The sequence below is a fragment of the Pseudomonas sp. Tav-5-1A genome (assembly GCF_055755055.1).
In genome coordinates, this window is record NZ_CM146901.1 from 1,720,367 (window position 1) to 1,746,908 (window position 26,542).

The 26,542-nt window shown below is 58.8% G+C and carries 16 protein-coding genes; 12 read left to right on the forward strand and 4 right to left on the reverse strand.

Annotated elements, in window-relative coordinates; all coding sequences use genetic code 11:
* Positions 1-120 precede the first annotated feature (120 nt).
* The 12 genes from AC0J42_RS07655 to AC0J42_RS07710 all read left to right on the forward strand — a co-directional run bounded on the left by AC0J42_RS07655 (position 121) and on the right by AC0J42_RS07710 (position 17,316).
* Positions 121-408 (forward strand): hypothetical protein, encoded by a 288-nt coding sequence (locus AC0J42_RS07655; RefSeq protein ID WP_416423021.1) that lies wholly within the window; start codon positions 121-123, stop codon positions 406-408.
* Between the two features lie 125 nt (positions 409-533).
* Positions 534-833 carry an integration host factor subunit beta gene (gene ihfB, locus AC0J42_RS07660; RefSeq protein WP_008370717.1) on the forward strand — a complete coding sequence of 100 codons (300 nt, stop codon included), beginning with the start codon at positions 534-536 and terminating at the stop codon, positions 831-833.
* Positions 834-1,372: 539 nt separating this feature from the next.
* Complete coding sequence (locus tag AC0J42_RS07665) at positions 1,373-2,815, forward strand: mannose-1-phosphate guanylyltransferase/mannose-6-phosphate isomerase (protein ID WP_473005690.1); 1,443 nt, start codon at positions 1,373-1,375, stop codon at positions 2,813-2,815.
* 128 nt (positions 2,816-2,943) lie between these two features.
* Positions 2,944-4,305, forward strand: coding sequence for a phosphohexomutase domain-containing protein (locus tag AC0J42_RS07670; protein ID WP_473005691.1), 1,362 nt, complete (start codon positions 2,944-2,946; stop codon positions 4,303-4,305).
* Positions 4,306-4,307: 2 nt separating this feature from the next.
* Positions 4,308-5,102: an ABC transporter permease gene (locus tag AC0J42_RS07675; protein ID WP_473005692.1), complete on the forward strand. Its 795-nt coding sequence runs from the start codon at positions 4,308-4,310 to the stop codon at positions 5,100-5,102.
* Positions 5,099-6,316 (forward strand): ABC transporter ATP-binding protein, encoded by a 1,218-nt coding sequence (locus AC0J42_RS07680; RefSeq protein WP_473005693.1) that lies wholly within the window; start codon positions 5,099-5,101, stop codon positions 6,314-6,316. Before AC0J42_RS07675 ends, AC0J42_RS07680 begins: the two co-directional genes overlap by 4 nt.
* A complete protein-coding gene (locus AC0J42_RS07685; RefSeq protein ID WP_473005694.1) occupies positions 6,313-8,709 on the forward strand; it encodes a glycosyltransferase in 2,397 nt (798 codons plus the stop codon). The genes AC0J42_RS07680 and AC0J42_RS07685 overlap by 4 nt, the downstream gene beginning before the upstream one ends.
* 12 nt (positions 8,710-8,721) lie before the next feature.
* Positions 8,722-9,921 carry a glycosyltransferase gene (locus AC0J42_RS07690; protein ID WP_473005695.1) on the forward strand — a complete coding sequence of 400 codons (1,200 nt, stop codon included), beginning with the start codon at positions 8,722-8,724 and terminating at the stop codon, positions 9,919-9,921.
* Complete coding sequence (locus AC0J42_RS07695; RefSeq protein WP_473005696.1) at positions 9,921-11,723, forward strand: glycosyltransferase family 4 protein; 1,803 nt, start codon at positions 9,921-9,923, stop codon at positions 11,721-11,723. The genes AC0J42_RS07690 and AC0J42_RS07695 overlap by 1 nt, the downstream gene beginning before the upstream one ends.
* Positions 11,724-11,929: 206 nt before the next feature.
* Positions 11,930-14,473: an acyltransferase family protein gene (locus AC0J42_RS07700; protein WP_473005698.1), complete on the forward strand. Its 2,544-nt coding sequence runs from the start codon at positions 11,930-11,932 to the stop codon at positions 14,471-14,473.
* Between the two features lie 294 nt (positions 14,474-14,767).
* Positions 14,768-15,889, forward strand: a complete 1,122-nt coding sequence (locus AC0J42_RS07705; protein WP_473005699.1) for a hypothetical protein — start codon at positions 14,768-14,770, stop codon at positions 15,887-15,889.
* Between the two features lie 410 nt (positions 15,890-16,299).
* Positions 16,300-17,316 carry a glycosyltransferase gene (locus AC0J42_RS07710; protein WP_473005700.1) on the forward strand — a complete coding sequence of 339 codons (1,017 nt, stop codon included), beginning with the start codon at positions 16,300-16,302 and terminating at the stop codon, positions 17,314-17,316.
* A 99-nt stretch (positions 17,317-17,415) separates the two neighbouring features.
* Here AC0J42_RS07710 and AC0J42_RS07715 read toward each other — a convergent pair whose 3' ends face one another.
* From AC0J42_RS07715 to AC0J42_RS07730, 4 genes are all read right to left on the reverse strand, one after another.
* A complete protein-coding gene (locus tag AC0J42_RS07715) occupies positions 17,416-18,942 on the reverse strand; it encodes a hypothetical protein (protein WP_473005701.1) in 1,527 nt (508 codons plus the stop codon).
* Positions 18,943-19,192: 250 nt separating this feature from the next.
* Positions 19,193-23,527 carry a CDP-glycerol glycerophosphotransferase family protein gene (locus tag AC0J42_RS07720; protein WP_473005702.1) on the reverse strand — a complete coding sequence of 1,445 codons (4,335 nt, stop codon included), beginning with the start codon at positions 23,525-23,527 and terminating at the stop codon, positions 19,193-19,195.
* A complete protein-coding gene (gene tagD / locus AC0J42_RS07725) occupies positions 23,524-23,913 on the reverse strand; it encodes a glycerol-3-phosphate cytidylyltransferase (protein WP_473005703.1) in 390 nt (129 codons plus the stop codon). Before tagD ends, AC0J42_RS07720 begins: the two co-directional genes overlap by 4 nt.
* 13 nt (positions 23,914-23,926) lie before the next feature.
* Complete coding sequence (locus AC0J42_RS07730) at positions 23,927-26,485, reverse strand: CDP-glycerol glycerophosphotransferase family protein (protein WP_473005705.1); 2,559 nt, start codon at positions 26,483-26,485, stop codon at positions 23,927-23,929.
* Positions 26,486-26,542: the final 57 nt, after the last annotated feature.

The following is a 26,542-nucleotide window of genomic DNA, read 5'->3' on the forward strand; positions in this document are numbered from 1 at the left end:
GGAAGAAATCCGGAATGCAGGAGAATCTCCTGCAAAATCAGTTGTCTACCCAAAAGAGGGCATGCGGCAAATTGGCGAAAGGGTCATTGACCGTTTTCGGGGCAATCGAAAGGATAGGTAATGAAAGGATGGCTGCCACTCACCCTGTTGATCGCGTTGTCCGGCTGCGCAGCGACCATGTCCAGCCATAACGTGAAGGGCATCGCTACCCTGCACATCAATTGCTCGGGTATTACCTCTTCCTGGGAGAAGTGTTACGAGAAAGCGGAGAGCGCCTGCGGTGCGCCAGGGTATAGCGTGCTGAGCAAGTCCACGGACCTGAGCGACGATACGCCTGACTACCCCTTTGGTATCAATCCTGCAGGCATGTCGAGCCGTAGCCTGGTGGTGCGTTGCAGGCAATCCTGATGGCTGGACTCCGTGATCTACCGTAAACCTTTGCAACAAGTCAATACGCGGGCTGTTCAAATCCCTCCAGCCATGCTAAAACCTTTGAAGCGATTGTCTAGCTTCTTGATAAAGAAGGGAAAAATATGACGAAATCTGAACTGATCGACCGTATTGTCACCCATCAAGGCCTGCTTTCATCCAAGGATGTGGAGCTGGCCATCAAGACCATGCTTGAGCAGATGTCACAGTGCCTGGCCACGGGTGATCGTATCGAGATTCGCGGTTTTGGCAGCTTTTCGCTGCACTACCGGGCGCCACGGGTAGGCCGCAATCCCAAGACCGGGCAGTCGGTCAGTCTGGATGGGAAATTCGTTCCTCACTTCAAGCCGGGCAAAGAGCTGCGCGATCGAGTGAATGAGGATGAAGAGCATGAACATGCCTGAGTTCGGTTCGGCCTGGAGAATGCAGTGCGCAACTTGAAAAAACTCTTACTTATTATCTTTGTGCTGCTAGTGCTAGCAGTTGTGATTGTATTTGTGCTGGAAAATCAGCAACCCTCGACATTGGTTGTGTTTGGCCACGCCCTGCCTCAGTTACCTGTCTCGTTGTTCATTCTGTTGGCCTTCCTGGGCGGCATGGTTGTCGGGCCTATCCTGGCTCTGATGGCGTCCATGCGTCGATCGCGAGCCCGGAAGGTCCGCAGCCTCTAGGCGTGCGGATCTGTTTTTTCGATGTCTGGAAACTTGAAGCAGGCTTTTGCTGTCTATATACGGTTGCAAAACTTCCCTCTTGCAGAGCGCCGACAAGAACCCTTCCCAAGACCTTCTCTGATATTCTAACCCGGTTTACCCATGATCCCATTCCCAGGCTGCGGCGGCTTGTCCAAGCGTTGAATCCGGGGGTGTCGTGGTCTGGTTCAACCAACATGATCGTTGCTGTTTCCAGGGTCCGACTGGGCGGCCGTTAAGGATTTTTCAAAGCTATGGAACTGATTCCTGTAATTCTCTCCGGTGGTGTTGGTAGCCGGTTGTGGCCTGTCTCTCGGGAAGCTCATCCCAAGCCCTTCATGGCGCTGCCAGATGGTCAGAATCTGATCCAGAAAACCTTCATCCGCGCGGCGCGCCTGGAGGGAACGGTAGAAGTCATGACCGTTACCAACCGCGAGCTGCTCTTCAAAACTGAAGATGAATACCGTGCGGTGAACCAGGCCGGCCTCCCACAGGGTTATATCCTCGAGCCGTTCGGCCGCAACACTGCCGCCGCCGTCGCCGCCGCCGCCCTGCAGTTGAACGCCTCCCACGGGGCCGACGCGCAGATGCTGGTGTTGGCCGCCGACCATCTGATCGCCGACGAAGAAGCGTTCGGCGTTGCCGTCAAGCAGGCCTCGCACCTGGCCGCCCAGGGTTGGCTGGTGACCTTCGGCATCGAGCCCCAGTATCCGGAAACCGGGTTCGGCTACATCGAGGCCGCTGGCCCTGGCTCGCTGGAAGGGGGGCTGCAGGTCAAGCGCTTCGTCGAGAAGCCCGACCTGAAGACCGCCGAGAGCTACATCGCCGCCGGCAACTATTTCTGGAATTCGGGCATGTTCTGTTTCCGCGTGGGCACGGTCCTCGAGGAACTGGGCAAGCATGCCCCGGACGTGCTCGCCGCCGTCTCCCTGACCCTGGAAAAATCGCGCTGCACCAAGGCGGCCGACTACAGCTGCCTGGCCCTGGATGCCGAGGCGTTTGCCCAGGTGCCGGATATCTCCGTCGACTACGCCCTGATGGAGCGCTCCTCGAAGGTGGCGACCATTGCGTGCAGCATCGGCTGGAGCGATATCGGCTCCTGGAACGCAGTCAGCGAGCTGACCGCAGCAGACACCAATGGCAATCGCTTCGAGGGCGAAGTGCTGGCCCATGGTTCGGTCAACAACTATGTGAACAGCGAGCATCGCCTGACCGCGCTGGTCGGTGTCGAGGACCTGCTGGTCATCGACACCCCGGACGCCATGCTGATCGCGCACAAGGACCATGCCCAGGACGTCAAGCACATTGTCGGCCAGCTCAAGGCCAAGGCCCACACCGCGCACCTGCTGCACCAGACCGTTCACCGCCCTTGGGGAACCTACACTACCCTGGAGAACGGTGAGCGCTTCAAGATCAAGCGAATCGTGGTCAAACCCGGTGCTTCGTTGTCGCTGCAAATGCATCACCACCGCAGTGAGCACTGGATCGTCGTCAGCGGCATGGCCGTTGTGGTCAACGATACTCAAGAGCTGATGCTCAACACCAACGAGTCGACCTTCATTCGCGCGGGGCACAAGCACCGCCTGAAAAACCCGGGGGTAATCGACCTTGTGCTGATCGAAGTACAAAGCGGTGATTACCTGGGCGAAGACGACATCGTGCGCTTCGAAGACAACTACGGACGGGTCGACAAGTAAGTCGGCACTGAACCAGATCCGAGCCTTGTTGCCTTACAAGGCTCGCGCCAGCGGACTTTCACGCTGGTGGTCCATTCTCGCCGCTGGCCACCCTCGGGTGGCCACGGACATTTCAGTCGGTGAACAGAATGTATCCCCCAATCCAGACTCAATGCTTCAAGGCGTACGACATCCGCGGCCAAGTGCCTGCTCAACTCAATGATGACATTGCCTATCGAATCGGGCGCGCGCTGGTCGCCGAGCTTCAGGGCAAATCCTTCGTGGTGGGGCGTGACATGCGCCTTGAAAGCCCGGGCCTTGCGGCCGCGCTGGTGCGCGGCCTTACCGAGGCCGGTGCCGATGTGATCGATATCGGGCTATGCGGCACCGAAGAAGTCTACTTCGCCACCAGCCATTACCAGGCTGACGGTGGTGTGATGGTCACGGCCAGTCACAACCCCAAAGGCTACAACGGCATGAAACTGGTCAAGGCGCAGTCGCGTCCGATCAGTGGCGACACCGGTCTCAACGCCGTACGCGACCGCGTCGACGCTGGCAACCTGGGTGCGTCGGCCGCCACTCCCGGCCAGGTGCGCGAGGCGTTCGACAAGTCCGCGTACCTCGAACACCTGCTCAGCTACGTTGACGTCAAGGCGCTCAAGCCACTCAAAGTTCTGGCGGACCCTGGTAACGGCGCCGCAGGCCCGGTGGTTCAGGCCCTGGTCGACAAACTGCCCTTGCAATGGGTGTTCATCAACGTCGAGCCTGATGGCAACTTCCCCAACGGCGTGCCCAACCCGCTGCTGCCGGAAAACCGCGAGCTGACCCGCCAGGCGCTGCTGGCAAACGGCTGCGACCTGGGCCTGGCCTGGGATGGTGACTTCGACCGCTGCTTCTTCTTCGACGCCGACGGCCGCTTCATCGAGGGCTACTACCTGGTCGGGCTGCTGGCCGAAATGCTGCTCAAGCTGCACCCTGGCAGCAAGATCATTCACGACCCGCGCCTGACCTGGAACACCATCGAGCAGGTCGAGCAGGCAGGGGGCGTGGCCATCCAGAGCAAGACCGGCCATGCGTTCATCAAGGAGCGCATGCGCCAGGAAGACGCCGTGTACGGCGGCGAAATGAGCGCCCACCATTATTTCCGCGATTTCGCCTACTGCGACAGCGGCATGATCCCGTGGTTGCTGGTGGCGGCCTTGATGTCCGAGACCGGCAAGACCCTGGCGCAATTGGTGGATGAGCGCATCCAGGCATTCCCTTGCAGCGGCGAGATCAACTACAAGGTCAATGATGTAGCCGGCAGCATCGACAAGATCCTGGCCCACTATCTGCCCCAGAACCCCTCGGTCGACAAGACCGATGGCATCAGTGTCGAATTCGCCGACTGGCGTTTCAGCCTGCGCGGCTCCAACACTGAGCCACTTTTGCGTTTGAATATCGAAAGTCGAGCAAATCCGGCATTGGTAGACCAGCGTTTGATTGAAATTGAGCGTCTGATTCAGGAGTAACTATGTTTGGAATGCTGACGGGGCTCTGGAACTACCGGGGCTTCATTCTTTCGTCAATACGGAACGAGTTCGTTACCCGTTTTGCCCGCAGCCGCCTGGGTGGCCTGTGGATGATCGTCCACCCGCTGGCCCAGGTCGCCATCTACGCGTTGATCCTGTCCAACGTACTGGCGGCCAAGCTGCCAGGGGTGGAGAACAGCTACGGCTACCCCCTGTACCTGATGGCTGGTTCGCTGGCCTGGAACCTGTTCTCTGAAATCATCAACCGCTATCTCAACCTGTTCATTGAGCATGGTAACCTGATGAAGAAGATGAGCTTCCCACGCATCACCCTGCCGGTGATCGTGGTAGGTTCCGCGCTGCTCAACAACCTGCTGCTGTTCGTGGCCATGCTGGTGGTGTTCGCCTTGCTGGGGCAGATGCCTAACGTGCAGATGTTCTGGCTCATCCCCCTGACCATCGCCGTGGTGGCGCTGGGGGTGGGGCTGGGCCTGATCCTGGGCGTGCTGAACGTGTTTATCCGTGACATTGGCCAGGTGGTGCCGATCATCATGCAGGTGTGGTTCTGGTTCACGCCTATCGTGTACCCCGTCAACATCATTCCCGAGTACCTCAAGGGCACTGTCGACCTGAACCCGATGTTCTCCATCGTCAGTGCGTACCACAGCATCCTGGTATACGGCAAAACCCCGGACCTGACCTCCGTCGGCATCACCATGGCCATCTCGTTTGCCTTGATGATTGTCGGTCTGTTCATGTTCCGTCGCGCAGCCCCTGAAATGGTAGATGCCCTATGAGCCTGCTGATCGTCAACGACCTGGGCAAGGCCTACCGCACCTACCGTTCGGAATTCCAGCGCATAGCCCGCTGGTTCTACCTGCCTTCGCGGCCCCGTGAAGAACATTGGGTGCTCAAGGGCATCAATTTCGTCATCGAGCCGGGCGAGGCCATTGGTATCGTCGGCCAGAACGGCGCTGGCAAGTCCACATTGCTGAAAATGATCACCGGTACCCTGCAGCCCACCGTGGGCAGCGTGCAGGTCAATGGCCGCATCGCCGCCATCCTGGAACTGGGCATGGGGTTCAACCCTGAGCTCACCGGCCGCCAGAACGCTCACCATGCCGCTGGCCTGATGGGTTTCAGCTCGGAGCAGATTCATGGTGCGATGAAAGACATCGAGGCGTTCGCCGAAATCGGCGACTACTTCGATGAAACCGTGCGTACCTATTCCAGCGGTATGCAGATGCGCGTGGCGTTTGCCGTGGCCACGGCATTCCGTCCCGACATCCTGATCGTCGACGAGGCGCTGTCGGTTGGCGACAGCTATTTCCAGCACAAGAGCTTCGAGCGTATTCGCGAGTTCCAGGAGCTGGGCACTTCGCTGCTGATCGTGTCCCACGACCGCGGGGCCATCCAGAAACTGTGCGGCCGCGCGATCCTGCTCGAGGGCGGCGCGGTGCTCAAGGACGGCAAGCCTGAAGAGGTCATGGACTACTACAACGCGCTGATCGCCGAGAAGGAAAACGAGACCGTCACGGTCCATCGCCTGGAAGACGGCAGCGTCCAGACTGTGTCCGGCAGCCGCGAGGCGACGGTTGAGTCGGTCAGCCTGCACAACGAGAAGGGCGAGGCGGTCGAGTTCGTGGCCGTGGGTGAGGCCGTGCGCCTCAACGTCAAAGCCCGGGTCAACAGCGACATTCCCGAGCTGGTGATTGGCTACCTGATCAAGGACAGGCTGGGGCAGCCTGTGTTCGGTACCAACACCCACTTCCTGGAGTGCAAGCTCGAGGCGTTGAAGGCGGGGGAAGAGCTGAGCTACAACTTCAGCTTCAACGCAAACCTGGGGGTGGGCTCGTATTCAGTGGCCGTCGCCCTGCATGCCGATGATAATCACGTGGCCAAGAACTACGAGTGGCGTGATCTGGCGTTGGTGTTCAACGTGGTCAACACCTCCAAGAAAGAATTCGTGGGGATGGCGTGGATACAACCGACTGTGGAATTTAATCGATGACCTCGCCGTTTTATCGTGCATTCGAAGATCGTCACCGTGGTACCCGCGAGTTGATCCAGCAGCGACTCCAGGTTTACCTGCCGTTCATCAAACCGTTGCAGACCTTGTATCCCGAGTGCCCGGCCATGGACCTGGGTTGCGGCCGCGGGGAGTGGCTGCAGGTGCTCATGGAGCAAGGCTTTGCGCCGTTGGGCGTCGACCAGGACGAGGGCATGCTGCAAGCATGTCATGAACTGGGCCTGCCGGTGGAGCGGGGCGACGCCCTGGCTGCCCTGGCTGCCAAGGGCGAGGAAAGCCTGGTGCTGGTCTCGGGTTTCCATCTGGCCGAGCACGTTCCCTTTCCGGCGCTGCAGAAGTTGGTCAGCGATGCATTGCACGCGCTCAAACCCGGTGGCCTGCTGGTGCTGGAGACGCCCAACGCCGAAAACCTGGTGGTGGGCTCCAGCAATTTCTACCTCGACCCCACCCACGAACGCCCGATCCCTTACCTGCTGCTGAGTTTTCTGGCCGAGCACACGGGCTTCGCGAGGGTCAAGCTGTTGCGGCTCAACGAACCGCCGTCGGTCGCTGATTCCAACCCTGTGGACCTGATGAGTGTCCTGGGTGGGGCTAGCCCGGACTATGCGATCGTCGCACAGAAGGCAGCACCCGAGGCGCAGATGGCGCTGTTTGAGGCGGCATTTTCTTCACACTATGGAGTCGGACTCGACATGCTTGCCGCGCGTTACGATCACGGTATCAATCAGCGACTGGAAGCGCTGGAAAACCTGCCAGCTTCACTCGAAGACGTACAGCAGACGGCCAACCAGTCCCTTGTCGAAGTTCAGCAATTGAAGCTGCAGACCGAAGACTTGGATAAACGTACAGAGCTTATCGAAACAATGACCCGGCGACTGGCAATTTCTGACACCTATGCCGAGCAAGTGCTGAAGCTTGCCCGCCAGGTTGAAAGCACCGAACGCAGCCTCAACGAGTCGCTCGCCAACGCCCACCACTGGTGGCTGCAGGCTGAGGAGTATCGGACACGGCTGGAGGATATCCAGCGCAGTACTTCGTGGCGCCTGACCTGGCCACTGCGTTTCATCATCAAGGCGCTGCGTGAAGGCACGCGCTCCCCGGTGCTGATCGCCCGGCAGATGAAGCATGCCCTGGTGGGCAGTCGCCGCCGTGGCCAGCGTCGTCCAGGCCAGGGCAAGCAGATGTTCATCGACATTTCCGAGTTGATGCAGCGCGATGCCCGTACCGGTATTCAGCGCGTGGTGCGCAGCATTCTGGGGGAGTTGCTGAACAACCCGCCGGCCGGCTACGAAGTGCGTCCGGTGTTCGGCACGGCCGATGGCCTGGGCTACCAGTACGTCACGGTCAATCAGGACGCTCACGGTTTCAGCTTCACCAAGGCCGATTTCGCCCCCATCGAATATCATGCCGGCGACCAGTTCCTGGGCCTGGATCTACAGCACCAGGTAGTGATCTCGCACGCGCACGAATACGCCAAGATGCGCCAGGCCGGGGTCAAGATGCAGTTCGTCATCTACGACCTGCTGCCGATCTTCATGCCCAACTCCTTCTGGCAGGGTGCTGCGCACCTGCATGCCGACTGGCTGGGCGTGATTGCCCAGAACGATGGCGCCATCTGCATCTCCAAGGCCGTGGCCGACGAATACAAGACCTGGCTGGTGCAAACCCGCCGTCTGCCCCACGAGCAGCTCAACATCGGCTGGTTCCACCTGGGCGCCGACCTCAAGAGCTCTGCCCCCACCACCGGCCTGCCTGAAAACGCACCGGCCGTGCTGGACACCCTGACCTGTCGGCCGACCTTTTTGGTCGTGGGCACTGTGGAGCCACGCAAGGGGCACGCGCAAGTGGTAGCGGCTTTCGACCTGCTGTGGCAGAAGGGTATTGACGTCAACCTGATGATTGTCGGCAAGCAGGGCTGGAGCGTCGAGCCGCTGGTAGAGCAGATCAACACCCATCCCGAGTTCGGCAAGCGCCTGATCTGGGCGGACAGCGCCAGCGATGAGTACCTGGAGGCCATCTACAAGGCGTCCACCTGCCTGGTGGCGGCGTCCGAGGGCGAAGGCTTTGGCTTGCCGCTGATCGAAGCCGCCCAGCACGAGATCGCCATCATTGCCCGCGACCTGCCGGTGTTCATGGAAGTGGCCGGCGAGCACGCCTACTACTTCAGCGGCAAGGAGCCGGCTGCGCTGGCAGACGCTGTGGTGAGCTGGCTGGAGATGCGCGAGCGTGACGAGATTCCACGCTCCACCGGCATGCCTTGGCTGACCTGGGAGCAATCCACGTTGCAGCTCAAGGACGTCGTCCTCAATAACCAGTGGTACCTGCGAGCCGGCAGCGAGGCAACGCCCGCAGTTTCCAACACGGGCGCGGTCTGATTCGAGATAACTATGCGTATTCTTTTTCTCTCGCTGTACCCCGTGGATGACCCCAAGCACGGCGGCCAACTGCGCTCGCAAGGCCTGATCGATACTTACCGCCGTGCCGGGCACCAGGTGCGGCTGGCGGGCATTCTCGGCAGTGCCGGCTACCCCCGCAGTGAAGGCTTCGTCGACTACCCCGGCGATCACCGTTTTGCCACCGCCGCCTTGGGCGGGCAGGGCAACGAGGATTACGGCATTTCGCGCTTGCTGGTGGAAGACGAGGCGCTGTTTGCGGCCTTGGTCGGCCAGGTCCAGGAAGTGCCGGACCTGATCCATGTCGAGCAGCCCTGGCTGTTCGACTTTGCGCGCAAATACGTCGCCAGCGTGCCGGGGGCCAGCGCGGCCAAGGTGATTTACGGTTCGCAAAACATTGAATACCACCTCAAGGGTGACATTCTCAGGGCTGCCAACCACCCGGACGCGGAGCGCCTGACCCGTGAAGTGCAGGCGCTGGAAACCCGTGCCATGCAGCAGGCGGACGGCGTGTTGTGCGTTTCGCGCCATGACGAGGAGTGGGCGCGCCAGGTGACTTCGGCACCCGTGCAGTTCGCCCCCAACGGCATCAGCCCCTGGGTGGTGTCGGACGCCGGTATTCGCGAGGCTAACCAGTTGACCCAGCAGCGCAAGATCGCGTTGTTCTGTGGCAGCGCCCACCAGCCTAACGTCAACGGCTTCGCCAGCATGATGGCGGGTGGCTTCGGGGCGCTGGATTTCGACCAGCGCCTGGTGGTGGCGGGTGCCGCAGGCTACCTCATCAACCAGCATGAGGTGCTGCACAGGTCCTCGGGCCTGGCCGATCACACCATTATCGCCGGCATGGTCAGTGCCCCCTGCCTCACGGGGCTGCTGGACACCGCCCATTGCCTGGTGCTGCCCCTGACCCAGGGCGGCGGTACCAACCTGAAAACCGCCGAAGCCTTGTGGTCAGGCCGTCATGTAGTGGCCACCAGCGTCGCCATGCGTGGTTTCGAGGCCTTTCACGAAGCCCCAGGCGTTACCGTGGCTGATACCCCGGCGGCGTTCAAGGCAGCGCTTCGTGCGGCCATGCAAACCGCGCCGCTGGTGTTGAGCGAGCCGCAGCAGGCGGCCCGCCGCGTTGTATTGTGGGAAGCCTGCCTGCAGGCACTTCCCTCTTTTGTTGAGACTATTGTCGCCAGGGCTTCTTGATGAGCAGAACCATCCCCACTGTCTGGATGAACGTCACCACCAGCAGTAACTGGCAGCGCCCGGCCGTTGGTGTCGTGCGCGTCGAGCAGGAACTGACCCAGGGCCTGGAGGCCATGTTCGGCACGGTCAACTTCAAGCGTTGTGTGTGGAACCACGACCGCTTCGTTGACCTGGACGTCTATGCTGCCAAATACCCCACCAAGGCACCTGCTGCGGCAGCCGTCGCGCCTGCCGCCAGCGCTGCGGTGGCCACGCCACCGGCTGCACCGCTGATGTTCCCTTTGCTGGGCCGCAAGGCGGCGCTGGCGGCAATGGCGCAGGCTGCGCTGTCCCTGACCCCCGCGCGCTTTCGACCCGGCGTCAATCGCCTGTTGATGTCGGCCAAGTTCCGCACCCAGCGTTACCTGCAAAAACGCAACCCCAACCTGGCCTACCTGCCACCGGTGCAGGCCGAAGCCAGCGATGGTCGCTCAGGCTCGGCGCTGCCAGGGGCCGAATTCAAGGCCGGCGACATCCTGCTCAGTGTGGGGCTGGATTGGGATTACCCATATTGGCGCTCGTTCGCTGCCCTGCGCAAAGTGTATGGCGTCAAGGTGGTAACGTGCTGCTATGACCTGATCCCGGTGTTGTACCCGCAGTATTGCGTCAGTGACGTAGCCAAGCGCTTCACCGGTTATTTCATTGATGTGGCCGAAGGCTCGGACCTCACCCTGTGCATTTCCCGGCAGAGCCAGAAAGACCTGGTCGGCCTGCTGGACCAGGTAGGTGGCGTGCAGGTGCCCACGCACATCTTCCCGCTGGGCGACAACGTGCAGAAGGCTGCGGGCGAGCCGTCGGCCGCCGTGGCCCAGTTGGCGCAGGAGCCCTACATTCTGTTCGTGTCCACCATCGAGCGGCGCAAGAACCACGAAGTGCTGTACCGCGCCTATCACCTGCTGTGCGCCCAGGGGCACAAGGACAAACTGCCCAAGCTGGTGTTCGTGGGCATGCCGGGGTGGGGTGTCTCCGAGTTGCTGATGGACATGCAGCTCGACCCGCTGGTACAGGGCAAGATCGTCCAGCTCAACCACGTCAGCGACAACGACCTGAGCCACCTGTACCGCCACGCCACATTCTTCGTGTTCCCGTCGCTGTATGAAGGCTGGGGTCTGCCAGTGGGCGAAGCCTTGGCCATGGGCAAGGCCGTACTGTGCTCCGATCGCGGTTCGTTGCCCGAAGTGGGGGGCGACCTGGTTCAGTACGTGGACCCCTGGTCGCCTCAGGCCTGGGCCGATGCCATCCTGACCCTGAGCACCGACAAGGCTGCGCTTGCGGCCATGGAGCACAAGGTGCAAACCCAGTACCGCATCCGTACCTGGCAAGATGCCTGCCTGTCGGTCAAGGGCGCACTCGACGCAGTGATTGCCAAGCCATTCCAGCTCAGCCTGCAGGCCGGTTACGACATGCGCACCGAGGTTGGCCTTGCCAGCGGCCCCTGGATCAGAGGGCAGGGCGTGCCTGGCCTGTTGATGGCCGGCCCCGCGCGGTCGGTGGCGGCAGGCAGCTACCGCTTGCAGGTGTGGGGGCGGGTTACCCAGCCGGGCACTGAAAGCACCTTCGAGGTGGTCAGTGACAGCGGCGCGGTGTGGCTGGCGCCGCAGACGGTGCGCAGCGCTGGCGTGACCGCCGGTCACAGCGAGCTGCTGGCGCAGTTCGAGGTGCATTTCGCCAGCTACGGCCACGCCGTGCAGGTAAAATGTGCTCTGCTGGTCGGCAGCCTGGACATTGAGCGGGTGGTGTTCGAGCCGCTCATGGCGAACTGATCGCAGGCGGTTAATTGACGCTATAAACATGGCGCATGGCCTGCTTTTTTTGGGCAACCTCTCGACAAAGCCGGGGCGGCGTAACACCATATACGCCGCCCATTCGGCCACCCCCGAAGATGTTGCACGCGCTTTCCGCCTGCAGCCCCCCAGAGAGTGTCCGTGTCCGAATTCGGGTTAACGCCACGAATCAAAGGACAGACACGATGCGCCACTCGCTAGGGCTCAAAGCCCCTGCCCCTTATTTCCCGTATATCGACGGCTTGCGAGCATTCGCTGTGCTCTCCGTGGTGCTCTATCACCTGCACGGTCCTTGGCTGCCCGGTGGTTTCATTGGCGTGGACGTGTTCTTCGTCATTTCCGGCTTTATCGTCAGCGCCTCGGTGGCCCACTTCAAGGGCGGTGGCATATTCTCGTTCCTGGGCTTCTTCTATGCCCGGCGCATCAAGCGGATTTTTCCCGCACTGATTGTCTGCCTGCTGGCTACGGCCCTGCTGGTGGCGTTGTTTGTTCCGCAGTCGTGGCTCAGTTCGGTCAACCAGCAGACCGGCCTCAGTGCGTTTTTCGGCTTGAGCAACTTCGTGCTGGCGCGTACCGGCCGCGATTACTTTGCGCCCACCACCGAATTCAACCCCTACACCCATACCTGGTCGCTGGCAGTTGAAGAGCAGTTCTATGTGGTGTTCCCGTTTCTGTTCCTGGCCTGGCTGGCCGGCAAACGCTGGCGCTGGGTAAGCGTGGGCCTGCTGGCTGCCGGCATCGTCGCCTCGGTTGCCTATTCGTGGTGGCAAAGCGCGGCAGATCCCACTTCGGCCTTCTTCCTCAGCCCGGGACGCTTCTGGGAACTGGGTGCCGGCGTGCTGCTGTACCAGATGGTCAGCCTGCAAGCCATCAATGGCCCAACCGACGCACACCCTCAGCGCTGGCGATTGCCGCTGGGTGTGGTTTCGCTGGTCGCCCTGCTGGCTTCTTTCGTGATCGCCCGGCCAGTGAATTTCCCCATGCCGGGTGCACTGATGGCGGTACTCGCTACCCTGGGGTTGATCCTCAGCCTGCATCACATCGGCCCACGTAACCTGCTGCACACCCTGATCGGGCACCGCTCGCTGGTGAGCATCGGGCGGATTTCGTATTCCCTGTACCTGTGGCACTGGCCGGTATTCGTGCTGTTCCGCTGGACCTGTGGCTTGGAAACCGCGCTGACCCGCACCGTTGCGGTGGCGTTGTCATTCCTGCTTGCCTACTTGTCCTACCGTTACGTGGAAAGCACTGTCCGCCACTCCACGCGCCTGCGGCGCCTGCCGCAATACGCCACGGTACTGATTGGCCTGGTGGTGATCGGTGCCGCCTGGAGCGTCGCCGGCAAGATTGACCGGCGCACCCCGCATATCTCGCTGAGCGTGCTCAGCAAGCACCCGGAACAGTGGTACCCCGACGGTACTTCGACCAATCCGCAATACCCGGGCTGCGTCGCCGCGCCGGCCATCTACAGCGTAGGTGGCGGTATCGCCGTGAGCTACAGCGTGCAGGGCTGCCAAACCCCACGGCCGGCGTCCGATGCCACCTTGTACGTGATCGGCGACTCGCACGCCATGGCGTACACCGGGATGTTCAAGCAGTACTCCATCCAGAGTGGCGTCCGCATCAACGCCTACAACAATGGCGGCTGCCCGTTTATCAGCCTGGAGCCAGACCGTGACATCGAGAATCCCACCTGCAAGGTCATGACCGACGCCGCGGTCAACGACCTGCTGACCCGCGTCAAACCTGGCGACATCCTGTTCCTGGCCTCACTGCGCCTGCCGCGCCTGGCAGACCAATGGGTGTACTTCGGCGAGGCCGACGTGCGCGAAAAACTCTTCAGCCCCCGCGCCCAGGCCGCTCGCCAGCGGGCAGAAGCGGATGCCGTCAACGTACTGCGCCAATTTACGCAAAGGGGCGTGCGGGTCGTGTTCGAAGCGCCCAAGCCGCTGTTCAAGGCGCCACCGCTGCGGTGTGCTGACTGGTTCGACCGCGACAACCCCATCTGTGCCGGCGGCTTCAACATGTCCCGCAGCACCCTGGAGGAATACCGCGCACCGATCCTGCAAAGCTATACCCACATTGCGGCTCAACTGCCAGGCGTAGACGTATGGGACCCAGCGGCCGTGCTGTGCTCCAGCACCAACTGCAATGCCTTTGACGGCAGCCTGCCGTTGTTCCTGGACGGTGACCACATCAGCGGCCACGGCAACGACGTGCTGCTGCCTTCCTTCAGCCAGTTCATGACCCCACGCCTTGGTCGCTACGCCGCCAAGCTGGAAGACGGCCTGATCTTGAGCAAGCCGGGCGTGCCCAGCTTCCTGCAGGGCATCCAGGGCTTCTCAACGGCCGAACCCTGGGGGCGCTGGACCGATGCGCGCCTGGGCGCTGCCAGCATCACATTCGCTGCGCCGCTGCCGGAGGACTTTGTCCTGGAACTGGAGGCCTCGGCCTACGGCACCAACATCGGCAAGCCAGTGAAGTTGGTGATTGGTGGCGTAGAACGCCAGGTCATCCTGGCTCGCGACCTGGCCAAGGTAAGCGTGCACTTCCAGGGCGTGCAGGGGGCTACGACACTGAGCATCGTGCCGCCGGCGCCGGTTAGCCCGGAGGCGTTTGATGGTAGTCCCGATCCTCGGGAGTTGGGGGTGGGGGTTGCTGCAGTGCGGGTGGTTGATGGCGGGAGCCAGGCGAGGAATGCCATGGTTGAGCGCGCGGGTGCTCTATAACTAGGCTTTGAAAAAACCGCTGCGGTATCCCAACTTACCGCAGCGTTCCTGCATCATTGGATGACCGCATTGTGGCTACCTTTTCACTTGCTGCTGTAAGTGTTTCGGCCATTCTGAACCTTCCCACGTTCTGCACGTCCCACATTTGAAAGCGAAGCATGCATTCGCTGGAGGTCTGTGGGAGATTGATGAAGAATTCTGGAGGAGCACTCAATCCACTCTCGACCTCAAAGTATTTTGTCTAAGATGATGAATTTTGTGACGCATGATCTTTTAAGGTGAAGAGGGTAGTTAATGGCATTTATCGGAAGTGATGTAGCCCAGGTATCTCCAGAAGCCTTCGCATCTCCTCGTACGGCCATGGATGAAGTCGTTGCTCCTAGTCAGCACTCCAGTCGGCCTGCGATCAAGGTGACGCCTGACAACACAGGGCATTGGACCATATTCCAAGGTTTGACCTGGGTGCCCGAGATAAAAAAAGCGTACACATCTTGGGACCTGAAAGAAGGTGGGAAGTCCCAAGTCGTCATTATGCGGCATGATCCGGAGGGGGCTTTTGAGCTTCGGTCTGGTGATGTATCGCAGTACATCACTCATGGGCAGGACCTCGGGCATGCATTCTACAAGGGAAAACTTTATTTGTTTTCAGCGAGTGTGGATGGTCGGGGCGTAACTGTCTTCACACCGCCAACGACTAATTGCGGACCCATCGGGGATATTCATCACTTTACGCTCTTCCCCGAAGGCTGGGTGGTCGCCTTTCCCAATGAATCCTCCGACTTTCGCTCCATTGTCGCTACCGCTTGGGACACGTCCAGATCTGATAATCCGTACTTTTCGCGAGTGTTCGATTTCGACAGGCTTATGGAGGGGCCAGATGGAGATCGATCAGGTGAAGCGGTTCAAGAGGTCAATCTTTCGCCAAAAGATGACTACTGGGGGCATCAAAAAAATACTATCCAGTCCGCAACGACCGATGCCAATAGCCTTTATGTGTTGACCGGGACGGATGTAATCAGTGATCCGAAGTACATCTCAGCGTTCAATCTCGGGACGGGCAAACGGCTCTGGCGAATGCCTTTGAAGGCTGGTAGCCAGCTGGCCTCAGGCAGAGGAATGGGGAAGATTCTTGAGTATGAAGGGCTAGCGTGGGTTAAAAATCGTCAGGGTGAGCTCACCTTATGGGTGGGGCTCAGGATGCAGAACAAAGCCGGAACGGGCTCTGAAATGTATGTGATGCCCATTCAGGATTTGGTGTCAGCTGAGTCGAAATACCAGCGTGGGGATCACTTTTCTGCTGCGGCAGTCCATCAACTAGTCGTATCCCCGGCAGGCATGCCTATCGCAGTGCACCAATTTGATGCGGTGGGCAGGCTAATTGGGAGAGATTCAATTCGTACCATTCCCGGAGTCTGACGCCGGTCTGATAGATGGGCTTCGGGCGTGGGCCATTTTTGTTCAGGGCAGGCTCAGCATTACGGAGGATTACGATCTTTTGCCCGTCCTGGAGTCTCTGCGACGGCGCCCGTCTGTAGGTGTGCCCCCTCGGCATGATGTAGTTGGTGGCCGGGGTGTTGGTGTGCTTCCTGATACAAGTTTTTCAGGGTGAATTTGATTTTTAGCTCAAGAAAGGCTGTTTTTTGTCGATAAATGCACGTAAATCGCCCCAAGAACCTATTTCAGCCTACGACACCTCCGGTGTTGAGCACGTAAGCTCTGGATTGTAAGGTCTTTTTTTCGTATCCTTGACGTGCTGTTAAGGGTGTCATTCCAGTAGGAGCGATAACTTATCTACGCGTATTTTTCCGCAAAAAAAGGAGTCCGGCATGGAGTGTAAACCAGCGCTATTTGTAGCGGGAGATGAGCGAATCTTTTTCCCTGCGCTAGTTGCCCTTGATAGTATAAAAGCCAATAACCCGGATCAATTCGATTGTTTTATCTGCTTTGATGGTAGCAAATTAACATCAGAGATGACTGCCGCGCTTGAGTACCATCAAATTCAATTTATTGATTCCAAGCTTCTTGGTGTCGATGAAAAGATCTCTCAGTTGCCTAAGATGAACGAGGGGCGCTGGCCGATCGAAATTCTTTTGAATTGGGCACTTCCGGAGTATTTTTACGCTAAAGGTTATAAGCATTCAATAAAAGTCGATTACGATATACTGTGCATAAGGCCCTATGTTTTGTCGGACGTTCTACCCCAGCGCACCGTCGCGAGGGGGCTAGTGTTCGATATCAACGTAGAAAAGGAAGGGGTCTCTAAGCACGTCATTCAGACAGCAATTAAAGAAGGTATTTTTAAAGAGGGTGTTCGTGCATACATGAATGCTGGCTTTATCGCTTTCAATAATCAGTTGTGTGAAGAGTCGAGATTTTTTGAAAGACTGCTAAAAATTTACTCTTTCATCTCAATTCATAGTCCAGGCGCAAAATTGATTGAGCAGCTGGCGGTTTTCTTTACATTTACTACCTTCGATGGTGGTGTTGAAGAGTTAGATGCGCTTTACAATCACCGAGTCCGGTGGGGGGTTCTGGTAGATGAGAATCTTCATCTGACTGCCAAGAATATTCATTACATTACCAGTATCAAACCTTGGTCGCCCTTTGATCGCTTGGCAATCCGGTCATTTGTCAATGCGAGGCAAGGTGTCCTTTTCTCGTATCGAGCAATTTGGTTGGAGTATGCCGCCAAAAGTCCGTGGTTTAAGTCTTTCTGTAACGAAGAACCCATGTCGCAAGAACAGACTTTGGGTATGAATATTATTATATTTCATAACTACAATCAGCGAATTTTAGAGCTGGAAGCAAAGCTGAAAGATATTCAGCAGTTGGCTCGCATCTGATTTTTTAGCTAGTTGGGAAATCGGTGGGGGCAACGGTGTCAGCACTGCTCCCCAGACGAGATTTGTCACCTCTCGGGGTGACGCATTCTTTGTCAGTCTTTACGAGATTTTGTTCACTTCAAAGGTCTCGTGGGCGTCTGCTTTTACGCGGTCCAGTGTTAGCCCCCCGTTATAAACCAGTTTTGACGCTCTCAGGTAAAATTGACCGCATTTTAAGGCGATCTTATTGTTGCTGATAAATTCTACTAAAAAATGGTCGTCGATTTTGTCTTTCAGTCCTTTTCCTATCAGCGAATTGTTGATCGAAATCCCGCTTGAGAAGCCACTGAGTGTGTGCTCTATGCCATCGACCTCAGTCGTTAGATGAACTTTCGTGGAGTCTATGAATTTCAGGTGAACCGGCAATAGCTGATTTGGGTAGAATCCTTGTAGGGATTTGTGAGTTTGGATGCATCGGTTGGTAACGCGGTCATACATTACACGTCTGCCGAAGTGAGTTAGCAAGTGCACGGCGGCCGTTTGCGCTCTGCCATGGGCCGATAACGCTGTTTTAGATATTCCGCGCTTGATGGTATTCGTCAACCAACGGTAGTCGTGATGGTAGTGTTCACATTCCCGTTGCCATGAAAAAGACCGGTAGTTCCAGAACAGAATTGTCGCAATGGAGATTGTCGGGTGTTCAATCGCCCATGTCGCTTTCCGGTTATGGGGTATCGGAGTGACGCATTCGCTGCCGCGATTTGAGTCGAGAGAGATTCGCTCCAGCGTGGAACCATTCGGTGTGGGGATAAATATTTTTAATAGTTTGTCTTTAAGTATCCGCGCGGCGAGATTTAGCTGGGCGGTAGAGTCAGCGCTATGCAAGTTGATGTAGGCGTTTGTTCCTCGAAAATTGATATAAAACCCTAGGCAGATGTTGTTAGTATTGAACGAGATCTGTTGTGGGTGCTCAATCGTGAGAAAGGTTTCGCTCATCAGTGAGTTGGTAATTGTGATAGCGCTCGTGTCACCTCTTTGTTTTGCCTTCTCACCTAGGTGCTCCCAGGAAAGGTTTTGCGTGAAGCTTAGTTTGCTAGCGCAGAAGGCGTTATCGGGAGGTGCGAGTAATGCAGATCCAATTAGCTCTCCGCATTGCTTCATGAGAAAAGAGGCAGGGTGTGTGGGGGTCTCATAAAGCAGGCTGATGTCGCACTCTACAAGAGCGTGTAGGTGGTTGAGGATGTCTTTAAAGTCTAAAAATTGGGCGCCGGTGGCTGCAGCAATTTTTTCTCGTTGGCGATATACGTATTCGTGAGTGTTGAGGTAGTCAATTTTTGATATGGCCGTAATGATCAGGCGTGTGTGGCTAGAGATTGTTGCTGCGATCTCGTAGATTGCCTGCTGAGTAAGGTCGGTGCTGGCCGAGAAATCACCCGAGTGATAGTACTCCTGATCGTTGGGCATGCTGTCGAAGAATACATAGTCGTAGCTGGAGAATTCTATATCCAGCATCGCTCCGAACTGTGTTCCAGGTGATGCGCCGATTGATCGATTGGTTATCTCAGCCGTTCGTAGCGCATTCTTCAAGCCGCTCACCCAGCCGTCACGAAGCAGGCTGTTTGAGGTTCCCAAGATCAAAATCTTCATTCGTTATCCTTTAACGCTTTTACGTTTTTGGCGCGGACCGATTGTGAGTGCGTGGCGCTGTAGGCCTGTATGGTTCACCAGTCATTTGTAATGTTAAGCTTGACGTGATGTGGTATGAGTCGGAAGGGCAGTTGAACTGCGTTTCGAAATCTGCGCACTTGAATGTAGATGCACTTTCTGGTCGGCTAATTGTAGTAGGTCGCTATGTGGGAAATTGAGCACCTAGCGATTGCGCTAGGTGCTCGTTCATTTACCCTTCTATCGCCGCATTGAACATGCTGTCGACTGTTTTGTTGTAATCCGCACTACAAAACTTCTTATGCTTGATCGGCTTATTAATATGCCGAGTCATCCCCAGCGCCAGCCCCTGTACGCTGTTTTCCACCAACATGCCGAAGCCAGGCTTCAGAATGCTATGCGGCCCTGGAATATCGGTAGAGATCACCGGCTTGTTCAGGATGAGTGCTTCGATCACCGCCAGGCCTTGGCCTTCATGGTCTGAAGAGAACACGAACAGGTCCAGCGCCTTGATGATCGGGTAAGGGTTGGGACGGATACCTGCCAGCAGCACACGGTCGGACAGACCGAGTTCGATGATGTGCTGTTGCAGGATCGACCACTGGGAGCCGTCGCCCACAATCAATAGCTTGGCGTCGGTCTTGGTGGCCTTGATCACGTCGGCGAAGGCGGTGATCAATTTGTAATGGCCTTTTTCCGGTGACAGGCGACCCACCGTGCCGAAGAGTTTCGATTTGCCGGCCCATTTGCGGATATCGTCATCCAGCGGTGCCTTGGATTTCTCTTCGATTTCCTCAACGTTGACGTAGTTGTCGCAGTAGATGAAACGCTCCTCGGGGATCTGGGTAAGTGGCGCCAGGTTGACCAGGTTCTGTTCGTTGACGCTTTCGGACACCGACACCAGTTTTTCATAGCTGGGGTACAGCTTGAAGATGCCGGCCAGGAACTCGTACTTGGTGACGTACTCTTCCAGCATGTTGTTATGCAGGTAGATGATCTTGTTCGAGTCGGTGGTGCCGTGGCCCAGCAGGCCGGTCCAGAATTTGCCGTAGCCTTCGAACTGGATGATGGTGTCGAAGGTGGCGCAACCGAACACGCGGTTGAACTCCTTGCGCATGGCGGCGCGGTACACCTCCCACATGGCTTCGGAGTGCAGCGTGTTGTGCTCGTTGAAGGTGTCGATGACCAGCTTTTCTTCAGGCGAGTAGTTGACGATGCCGACGCGGCTGATGACTTGCACCTTGTCGCTGATGGACTCCAGCTTGTTGACGCGGTACTGCTCGACCTCGATGGTGTCCGGGTCAATCACCAGCACGATGCGGTACTGGGTGCTGTCGATAGCGTTGATCAGGCTGATGCACGACTGGGTGATGCCGTTGGCGGGCAGGGCGCCTGCGTAGATCAGGATCGACTTGCGCTCGTCCTTGAACGACTTGATGGCGTGGGTGCGGTCATCGTTGAGCAGCAGTTGTACCGCGCGCTGGGTGGCCTGGCCGTTGGAGGTGTCCAGGTACTTCAGGTTGTCGGCGGTAATCTCCAGTTTGCTGCCCAGTTGGTCGATCGCCGATTCGATGGCGTCTCGCAGCTGGTTGCAGTCCTCGACGACTACGCCCGGCAGGGTGTGAATGTCCAGGTACATGCCACGCTCGCTGCGGTATTCCTCGTAGTCGTAGGCGTAGTAGATCACTGGCTTGCCGGTGGGCATGAAGTCGAAGCAGATGCTCGAGTAGTCGGTGATCAGGATGTCGGTGGCCGACAGCAATGCCGAGGTTTCAACGTCAGCCGGAACCGAGTCGAAGCCATGGGCGGCGATCAGTTTCTCGGACATGTGGTGGCCCCGGAACAGCAGGTTGCACTTGATGCGCGACAGCGTCTCGAGGTCTTTGACCATGCGTTCCAGGTCCACCAGCGGGGCGGCGGTGGTGCCACGCCAGGTTGGAGCGTAGAGCACGGTCGGCAGCGCAGGGTCGAGCTTGAGGCGCTTGGCCAGCTTGGCTTGGTCTTCGCCTTGGTTGACCAGTACGCGGTCGTTACGTGGATAGCCAGTTTCGGCGATGATGCCGGTAAATGCGCCGTCGATGTCGTGGCGGGTGATCATCACGTCCGAGGTGTGCGAGTTGGGGCTGAGCAGGTGCGTGGCGTGCAGGAAATTGCGCGAGACATTCTTGTGCGACATGAATGTGCTCTTGATGTCCTTGCCCAGGCCCTTCATCGGCGTGCCATGCCAGGTGTTCAAGTACTTCTGCTCGGGACGACGGACGAACCAGGGCATGAAGGTGTTGTTGTTGATCAGGTATTTGGCCGTGGCCACATACCGGCGATACAGGTGGGTGTTACGCTCGACAATGATGACATTGGCGGCGTTTTTCATCTCTTTTGGCGCAGTGCCCGGGTCGTTAAGCGCCCAGACATGGGTCAGGTGGCTGTAGGCCGGATCGGCGGCCAGGGCGGTGTAGATGGCAAAGGGATTACAGCTCACCGTGGCACCGTGGTACGCCTCGTAGAACACCACGTTTTCGTCGACCGGCAGGGTTTCCACCAGTTCGTTGTACTCGATGGCGTTCTTCAGGCCCGCGTTTTTCTCGTACTTGCCGTAATCGAAGCCGTAGGCTTTCTTGATGATGCGAGTTCTTTCGAACGCGTCGCAGGCTGCTTCGAACGCACCGGCGCGGGTCAGGCAGTAGCCCTGCAAGTAATACCAGCTCTGCACGTGGGTGGCGCTGCGGCTGATGGCGCGGCCGTAGGCCTGGGAAGCTTCATGCCATTTGCCACGTTGCTGCAGCTCTTCGGCCAGCTCGATATGCAGTTCGATCACCGACGGGTTGCTGTTGGTGATTTCACCCAGGGCATACGCGCGGTCGATGGAAGCAATGTAGCTTTCCATCGCTTTCATGTGGTCGGTCTGCTCGACCAGGGACAGCTCGCTGCTGGTATCACCCAGTACCGAGGAATCCACGAACACAGGTGGGTTCTTCGAGGTCTTCAGGTAAGCCAGGCACGCCTCTTCGAACTTGCCGGCCTGCTTCAAGGCATAGCCTTGGCGGTAGAACCAGTAGGCCTCGTGCTTGGCGCTGCGAAGCCCGGCAATGGCGTAGGCCAGCGCCGCTTCATTGAACTGCCCTGCGCGTTCGAGCACGAAGCCCAGGCGGTAGAACCAGTAATGGTTGCTGGGGGCCAGGCCGATGGCGATCTTGTAGCTCTGCGCGGCCAGCGCCCACTCGAAGCACCGGTCGTGGGCCATGCCCACGCGGTAGTGAAGCTCGGCGTCCAGCGGCTTGCTTTCCAAGTGCTGGCTGTAGGCCTTGGCAGCTTCTTTCCACAAGCCACGTGCCTGGTGGTGCACGCCTACCCCGAAGCGGATCACGGCTTCGTTGGCGGTTAGCTTGACGCTTTCTTCATAGCACAGTGCGGCACTGGCTTCGTCTTCCACGCGGCTGTGCAGGTAGCCCAGGCGATACAGCCACTGTTCGTGCTCAGGCTCGATGGTCAGAGCCTTGGAGTAGTCGATGATCGCATCGTTGAAGCGGTTCATCTTCTCGCACAACTCGCCGCGGCGAGCGAACCATTCTGCGCGCTCGGGGTTGAGCTCGCAGGCGGTCTGCAGGGCGTCGATGGCTTGCCACCACTTCTTCTGAGCGATGTACAGGCGCGCCAGGGCGTGGAAGTGATCGGCGACTTTACCCAGGCTGCAGATGTGGCTGTAGATCAGCTCAGCGTTGGCCAGGCGACCGACGCGCTCCAGGTAGGCTGCGACGTTCAGGCATTCTTCGACTGTAGGCTTGCCAACCATCAGGAAGCGCTTGCACGCATCATCGAGCCGGGACAGCTTGAGCTTGCCGCGTCCCTTGATCGACAGGCCGGCCGCGCGGCCAATGGTGTGGAAGTGCACCAGTGGGTTAAGGTCCGCCGATTCGTCTTGTTGATGCACCAGCCAGTACCAGCCGGTATCGAATTCTGCGCTTGGGTTGCGGAATTCGGCGGCACCGTACTCAAGGAAGTGCACCAGCGGATTCATGTTGTGCTCGGCAACATCCGGGTTGGCCTTGAGGTAGTACTCAGTGTTGAACAGCTCGGACGGGTCATGGCCGGCGGAACCTGCGTTCACCACGTAGTGCTCGACGGCGGCCTGGGTGGCAGTCAAGGGCGAAGATTCGCACGCCTTGGCCAAGTCAGGGTGGCAGGCCAGGTAGTAATCTTTGTCGAACAGGCCGCTGGCCAGCACGCGCTCCACGATGTGGTTGAGGGCACGGCGCGCTTCGGCCTGCTTGGCGGCTTTTTTCTGCGCCTTGTCAGCGGCCTTGGTGGTCAAGCGCTCGATGTCGTGTACGAACGGGTTCTCGCCCTTGGCGTCCGGGTATTCAGAGCAGTACTTGACGGGGTCGAAGTCTTTGCGGGGCTTGCGGCCCTCAGCTGCCCCATACCTTACGTAATGCTCAATGGGATGCATACCGCTGGCCACTACGTCGGGGTAGGTCGCACGGTAGAAATCCAGATCGAAGCGCCCTGATGAGACGATGATCTTGATATCGTCCAGTAGACGATTGCGGGCTGAGGTCACGGAGTTCATACAGTCGCCAGGCTTTCTTTGATTTCAGTGGTCGAGATCGACGGGGTACGTTCCAGGTACACAACCTCGCACTGGGCCTTGAGCATGTCGAATTTGCCCTCCCAGTCGTTACCCATCACGAAGATCTGCGCGTCATATTTGTGGATGTCGGTTACCTTCTGCTCCCAGGTTTCCTCCGCGAACACGAAGTCGACGTAGCGGATCGACTCGAGTACCGCCTTGCGGTTCTCGTAGTTGAGCAGCGAGGATTTATGTTTGCCAGCGTTGAACTCGTCCGAAGACAGGCCGACGATCAGGCGGTCGCCCAATGCTCGCGCCCGCTTGAGCAGGTTGATGTGGCCACGATGCAATATGTCGAAGGTGCCGTAGGTGATGACTGTTTTCACGACGTAATGCCCTTTAGTTTAATAAATGTTCAATCCGTTTAACCAGTCGCGATGAGTTGCAGTCGTCGTAGTGGTCGAAGAAGATTCTTTTTTTCCATTGATAGCTGGCCAGGGCCAGTGGGTCGGCTGTTTCGCCACTCGCGGCGAGGGCGCGCTGCAGGTCGCTGAAATTGCGGCATACAGGGCCCGGGAAGACGTGTTCCAGGTCATAGAACAGGCCTCGCTCCACGCACGCGTAGTGCTCCAGGTCATAGGCGAAACTGATCATCGGCTTGTCGGTGAGCATGAAGTCGATGAAGCAGCTGGAGTAGTCGGTTATCAGCAGGCTGGCCTCACGGTACAGAACCTCGGGGTTCGGGTACTCGGCGGCGGTAAGGGCTACCACGGGCAGATCTTGTAGTTGTCGGGTATACGAGCCTGAGCGGTCGGCCATGTGCTCGCGCACGCCCAGTACCGCATTGTTCTGGTCCAGCCACTGGTGCAGCGCGTGGCGTTGCTCGGCGCTGAAGGCGTAGCAGGCGTGTTCCTGGCCGTTGCGGAAGGTGGGCATGAACAGCACCAGCTGTTTGCCTTGCAGGGTGGCCTGCAGGCGCTGGCTTTCCTGGCGCAGGTCGCTGGGCAGCAGGTCGAAGGCACGCAGGATGAAATCGTTGCGCGGCAGGCCGGTGGGCCACACGTCGTTGTAACTGAGCGGGTAGAACGCCGCCGCCATGGCCAGGGTGTCGATGTGCGACGAACTGATCACGGCCTTGCAGCGGCTGTGTTCCTGGGCGATGGCCTGGGTGCGTGTCTGCTGGTCGATGGAGGCATAGCCGATGCGTTTGAGCGGGATGCCGTGCCATAGGTTGATCAGGTGGTGCAGTTCGCTGGACAGCGGGTACACCGCGTTGCGGGTGGGGGTGTGCTTGATGAACACCACTTTGGCGCGCAGCAGGTAGTACTGGCCTTCGGGGCTTTCCAGGGGCACGACGATCAGATTGTTGCCGGTCAGTGCCACGGGCTGGCCGCGGGTGAGGATGATTTTGCGGAGGCTGTCGTCGTCCTTGACCTGTTCGTACACGGCGCGCTCGTTGCCGGAGAACACGCCCGTGAAGGCGCACACCGGAAAGGCCCACCAGTCGTCATGCTTGGGGGTGCGGTGGTCGGCTTCGATGAAGTGCGCGTCGTCGAGCAGCGCGGCGGGGACGCCCTCGTTGTCCTTGAGGTGCGAGGTGCCGATGTACAGGTTGTGTTCCAGCACCTGGGGATCGGTGATGCGCAGCAGGTTGCGCTCCATCACCTGGGTGTCGGCAGCCGGCACGGCGCGGGCGATCCTTTCCTTCCAGCGGAACAGCTGCGCCACCTGGTAATGGTTGGCGGTCAGCAGGTAGCGTTTGAACAGCGGGAAGCCTTCCTCGATCAGGCGGAAGTGCCAGTTGGTGTAGATCGGGTGGAAGGGATACAGGTCGGGCATGAAGGTATCGAACACCAGGCCGCGCGTGATCAGGTAGCGGGTCAGGCCGATCTCGTACTTCTGCACGATGTTCTGTTTGTTCGGCTGGGCCACTACCGAATTGAGCAGCTTGCGGAAGCCGGCGTCGTTGATCACCGGCGTGCGGTAGGCGACGAAGTAGGAGCCGACCAGGAAATCGTACAGGTCGTCGTCTTCGAACGCGTCGAGCATCGAGGCGCGCACCACCGGCAGCGGGATCGGCTGCTTGAACTGGTTGCTTTCGGCAGCGCGGGTCTTGGCGATGCCTTTGGTGGCCTGCAGGCCCCACCAGTCGCAGCGGCGCGCGTCCATGCGGGCGAACACCGCATCGAAATCGCTTATCAGGTAGCAGCTGTCGTTGGCCAGCAGCAGTTCGTCGTATTGGCTGATGACGTCCCAGCCCACCAGCGACCGCGCCAGCATCGAGTACGAGCCGAAATCGTAGGTGCCGTGCCGGCCGGCCCAGGCGCCCTTGATGATGCCGCGCAGCTTGTTCAGCTCGGCGGCTGGCATGGCGCAATCGGCCAGGTAGTAGATATCGGCGTGGCGGCTGAGGGCGCGCAGGTAGGCCACCACGTAGTCGTCGATGACGTTATGCGGGTCGTAGCCTGCGAACAGGCAGATACGTCGCACGGGGCCTTGGTGGCGGTAGCCGTTGGCGTCGTTGAGCGCGAACGGGCCGACGGGGCGCGGCGACAGGCCGGCGTCCTGCCCGTGGTGCAGGTAATGGGTGAGCGGGTTAGTGGCCTCGCTGGCGGGTTCCAAGTAGGTGGACCAGTACCACCACACGTCGAATTCGGCGCTGGGCTTGCGCAATTCCTTCCAGCCTGCCTCGCAGAAGTGCAGCAGCGGGTTGATGCCGGCGTCGGCCACGTCCGGGTTGGCGGTCAGGTAATAGCGCGTGTTGAAGTGCGAGCAGGGGTTGCGGCTTTCCCGGGCGCCGTGGCGCACATAGTGCACCAGTGGGTGGACGCCGCTGGCGGCCACGTCGGGGTATTGCGCCAGGTAGTAGCGGGCGTCGAAGGTTTCCGTGCGCCACAAGGCAGCGATGACCGGGTCTGTCGTCGCTTCGGGTGGGGCCTGGAAATGTTCGAACGGCATTGCAGTGTCCTTTGGTGCGCGCGTGGTTGAGTACGCGGGTGCAACGATGTAGGGGCG

Bases quoted from the DNA above. Each gene is read 5' to 3' on its own strand.
- AC0J42_RS07680 (WP_473005693.1), top strand. From the start codon at position 5,099: ATGAGCCTGCTGATCGTCAACGACCTGGGCAAGGCCTACCGCACCTAC.
- AC0J42_RS07685 (WP_473005694.1), top strand. From the start codon at position 6,313: ATGACCTCGCCGTTTTATCGTGCATTCGAAGATCGTCACCGTGGTACC.
- AC0J42_RS07720 (WP_473005702.1), bottom strand. From the start codon at position 23,527: ATGAACTCCGTGACCTCAGCCCGCAATCGTCTACTGGACGATATCAAG.
- AC0J42_RS07705 (WP_473005699.1), top strand. From the start codon at position 14,768: ATGGCATTTATCGGAAGTGATGTAGCCCAGGTATCTCCAGAAGCCTTC.
- ihfB (WP_008370717.1), top strand. From the start codon at position 534: ATGACGAAATCTGAACTGATCGACCGTATTGTCACCCATCAAGGCCTG.
- AC0J42_RS07700 (WP_473005698.1), top strand. From the start codon at position 11,930: ATGCGCCACTCGCTAGGGCTCAAAGCCCCTGCCCCTTATTTCCCGTAT.
- AC0J42_RS07710 (WP_473005700.1), top strand. From the start codon at position 16,300: ATGGAGTGTAAACCAGCGCTATTTGTAGCGGGAGATGAGCGAATCTTT.
- AC0J42_RS07695 (WP_473005696.1), top strand. From the start codon at position 9,921: ATGAGCAGAACCATCCCCACTGTCTGGATGAACGTCACCACCAGCAGT.
- AC0J42_RS07715 (WP_473005701.1), bottom strand. From the start codon at position 18,942: ATGAAGATTTTGATCTTGGGAACCTCAAACAGCCTGCTTCGTGACGGC.
- AC0J42_RS07690 (WP_473005695.1), top strand. From the start codon at position 8,722: ATGCGTATTCTTTTTCTCTCGCTGTACCCCGTGGATGACCCCAAGCAC.
- AC0J42_RS07665 (WP_473005690.1), top strand. From the start codon at position 1,373: ATGGAACTGATTCCTGTAATTCTCTCCGGTGGTGTTGGTAGCCGGTTG.
- AC0J42_RS07655 (WP_416423021.1), top strand. From the start codon at position 121: ATGAAAGGATGGCTGCCACTCACCCTGTTGATCGCGTTGTCCGGCTGC.
- AC0J42_RS07730 (WP_473005705.1), bottom strand. From the start codon at position 26,485: ATGCCGTTCGAACATTTCCAGGCCCCACCCGAAGCGACGACAGACCCG.
- AC0J42_RS07675 (WP_473005692.1), top strand. From the start codon at position 4,308: ATGTTTGGAATGCTGACGGGGCTCTGGAACTACCGGGGCTTCATTCTT.
- AC0J42_RS07670 (WP_473005691.1), top strand. From the start codon at position 2,944: ATGTATCCCCCAATCCAGACTCAATGCTTCAAGGCGTACGACATCCGC.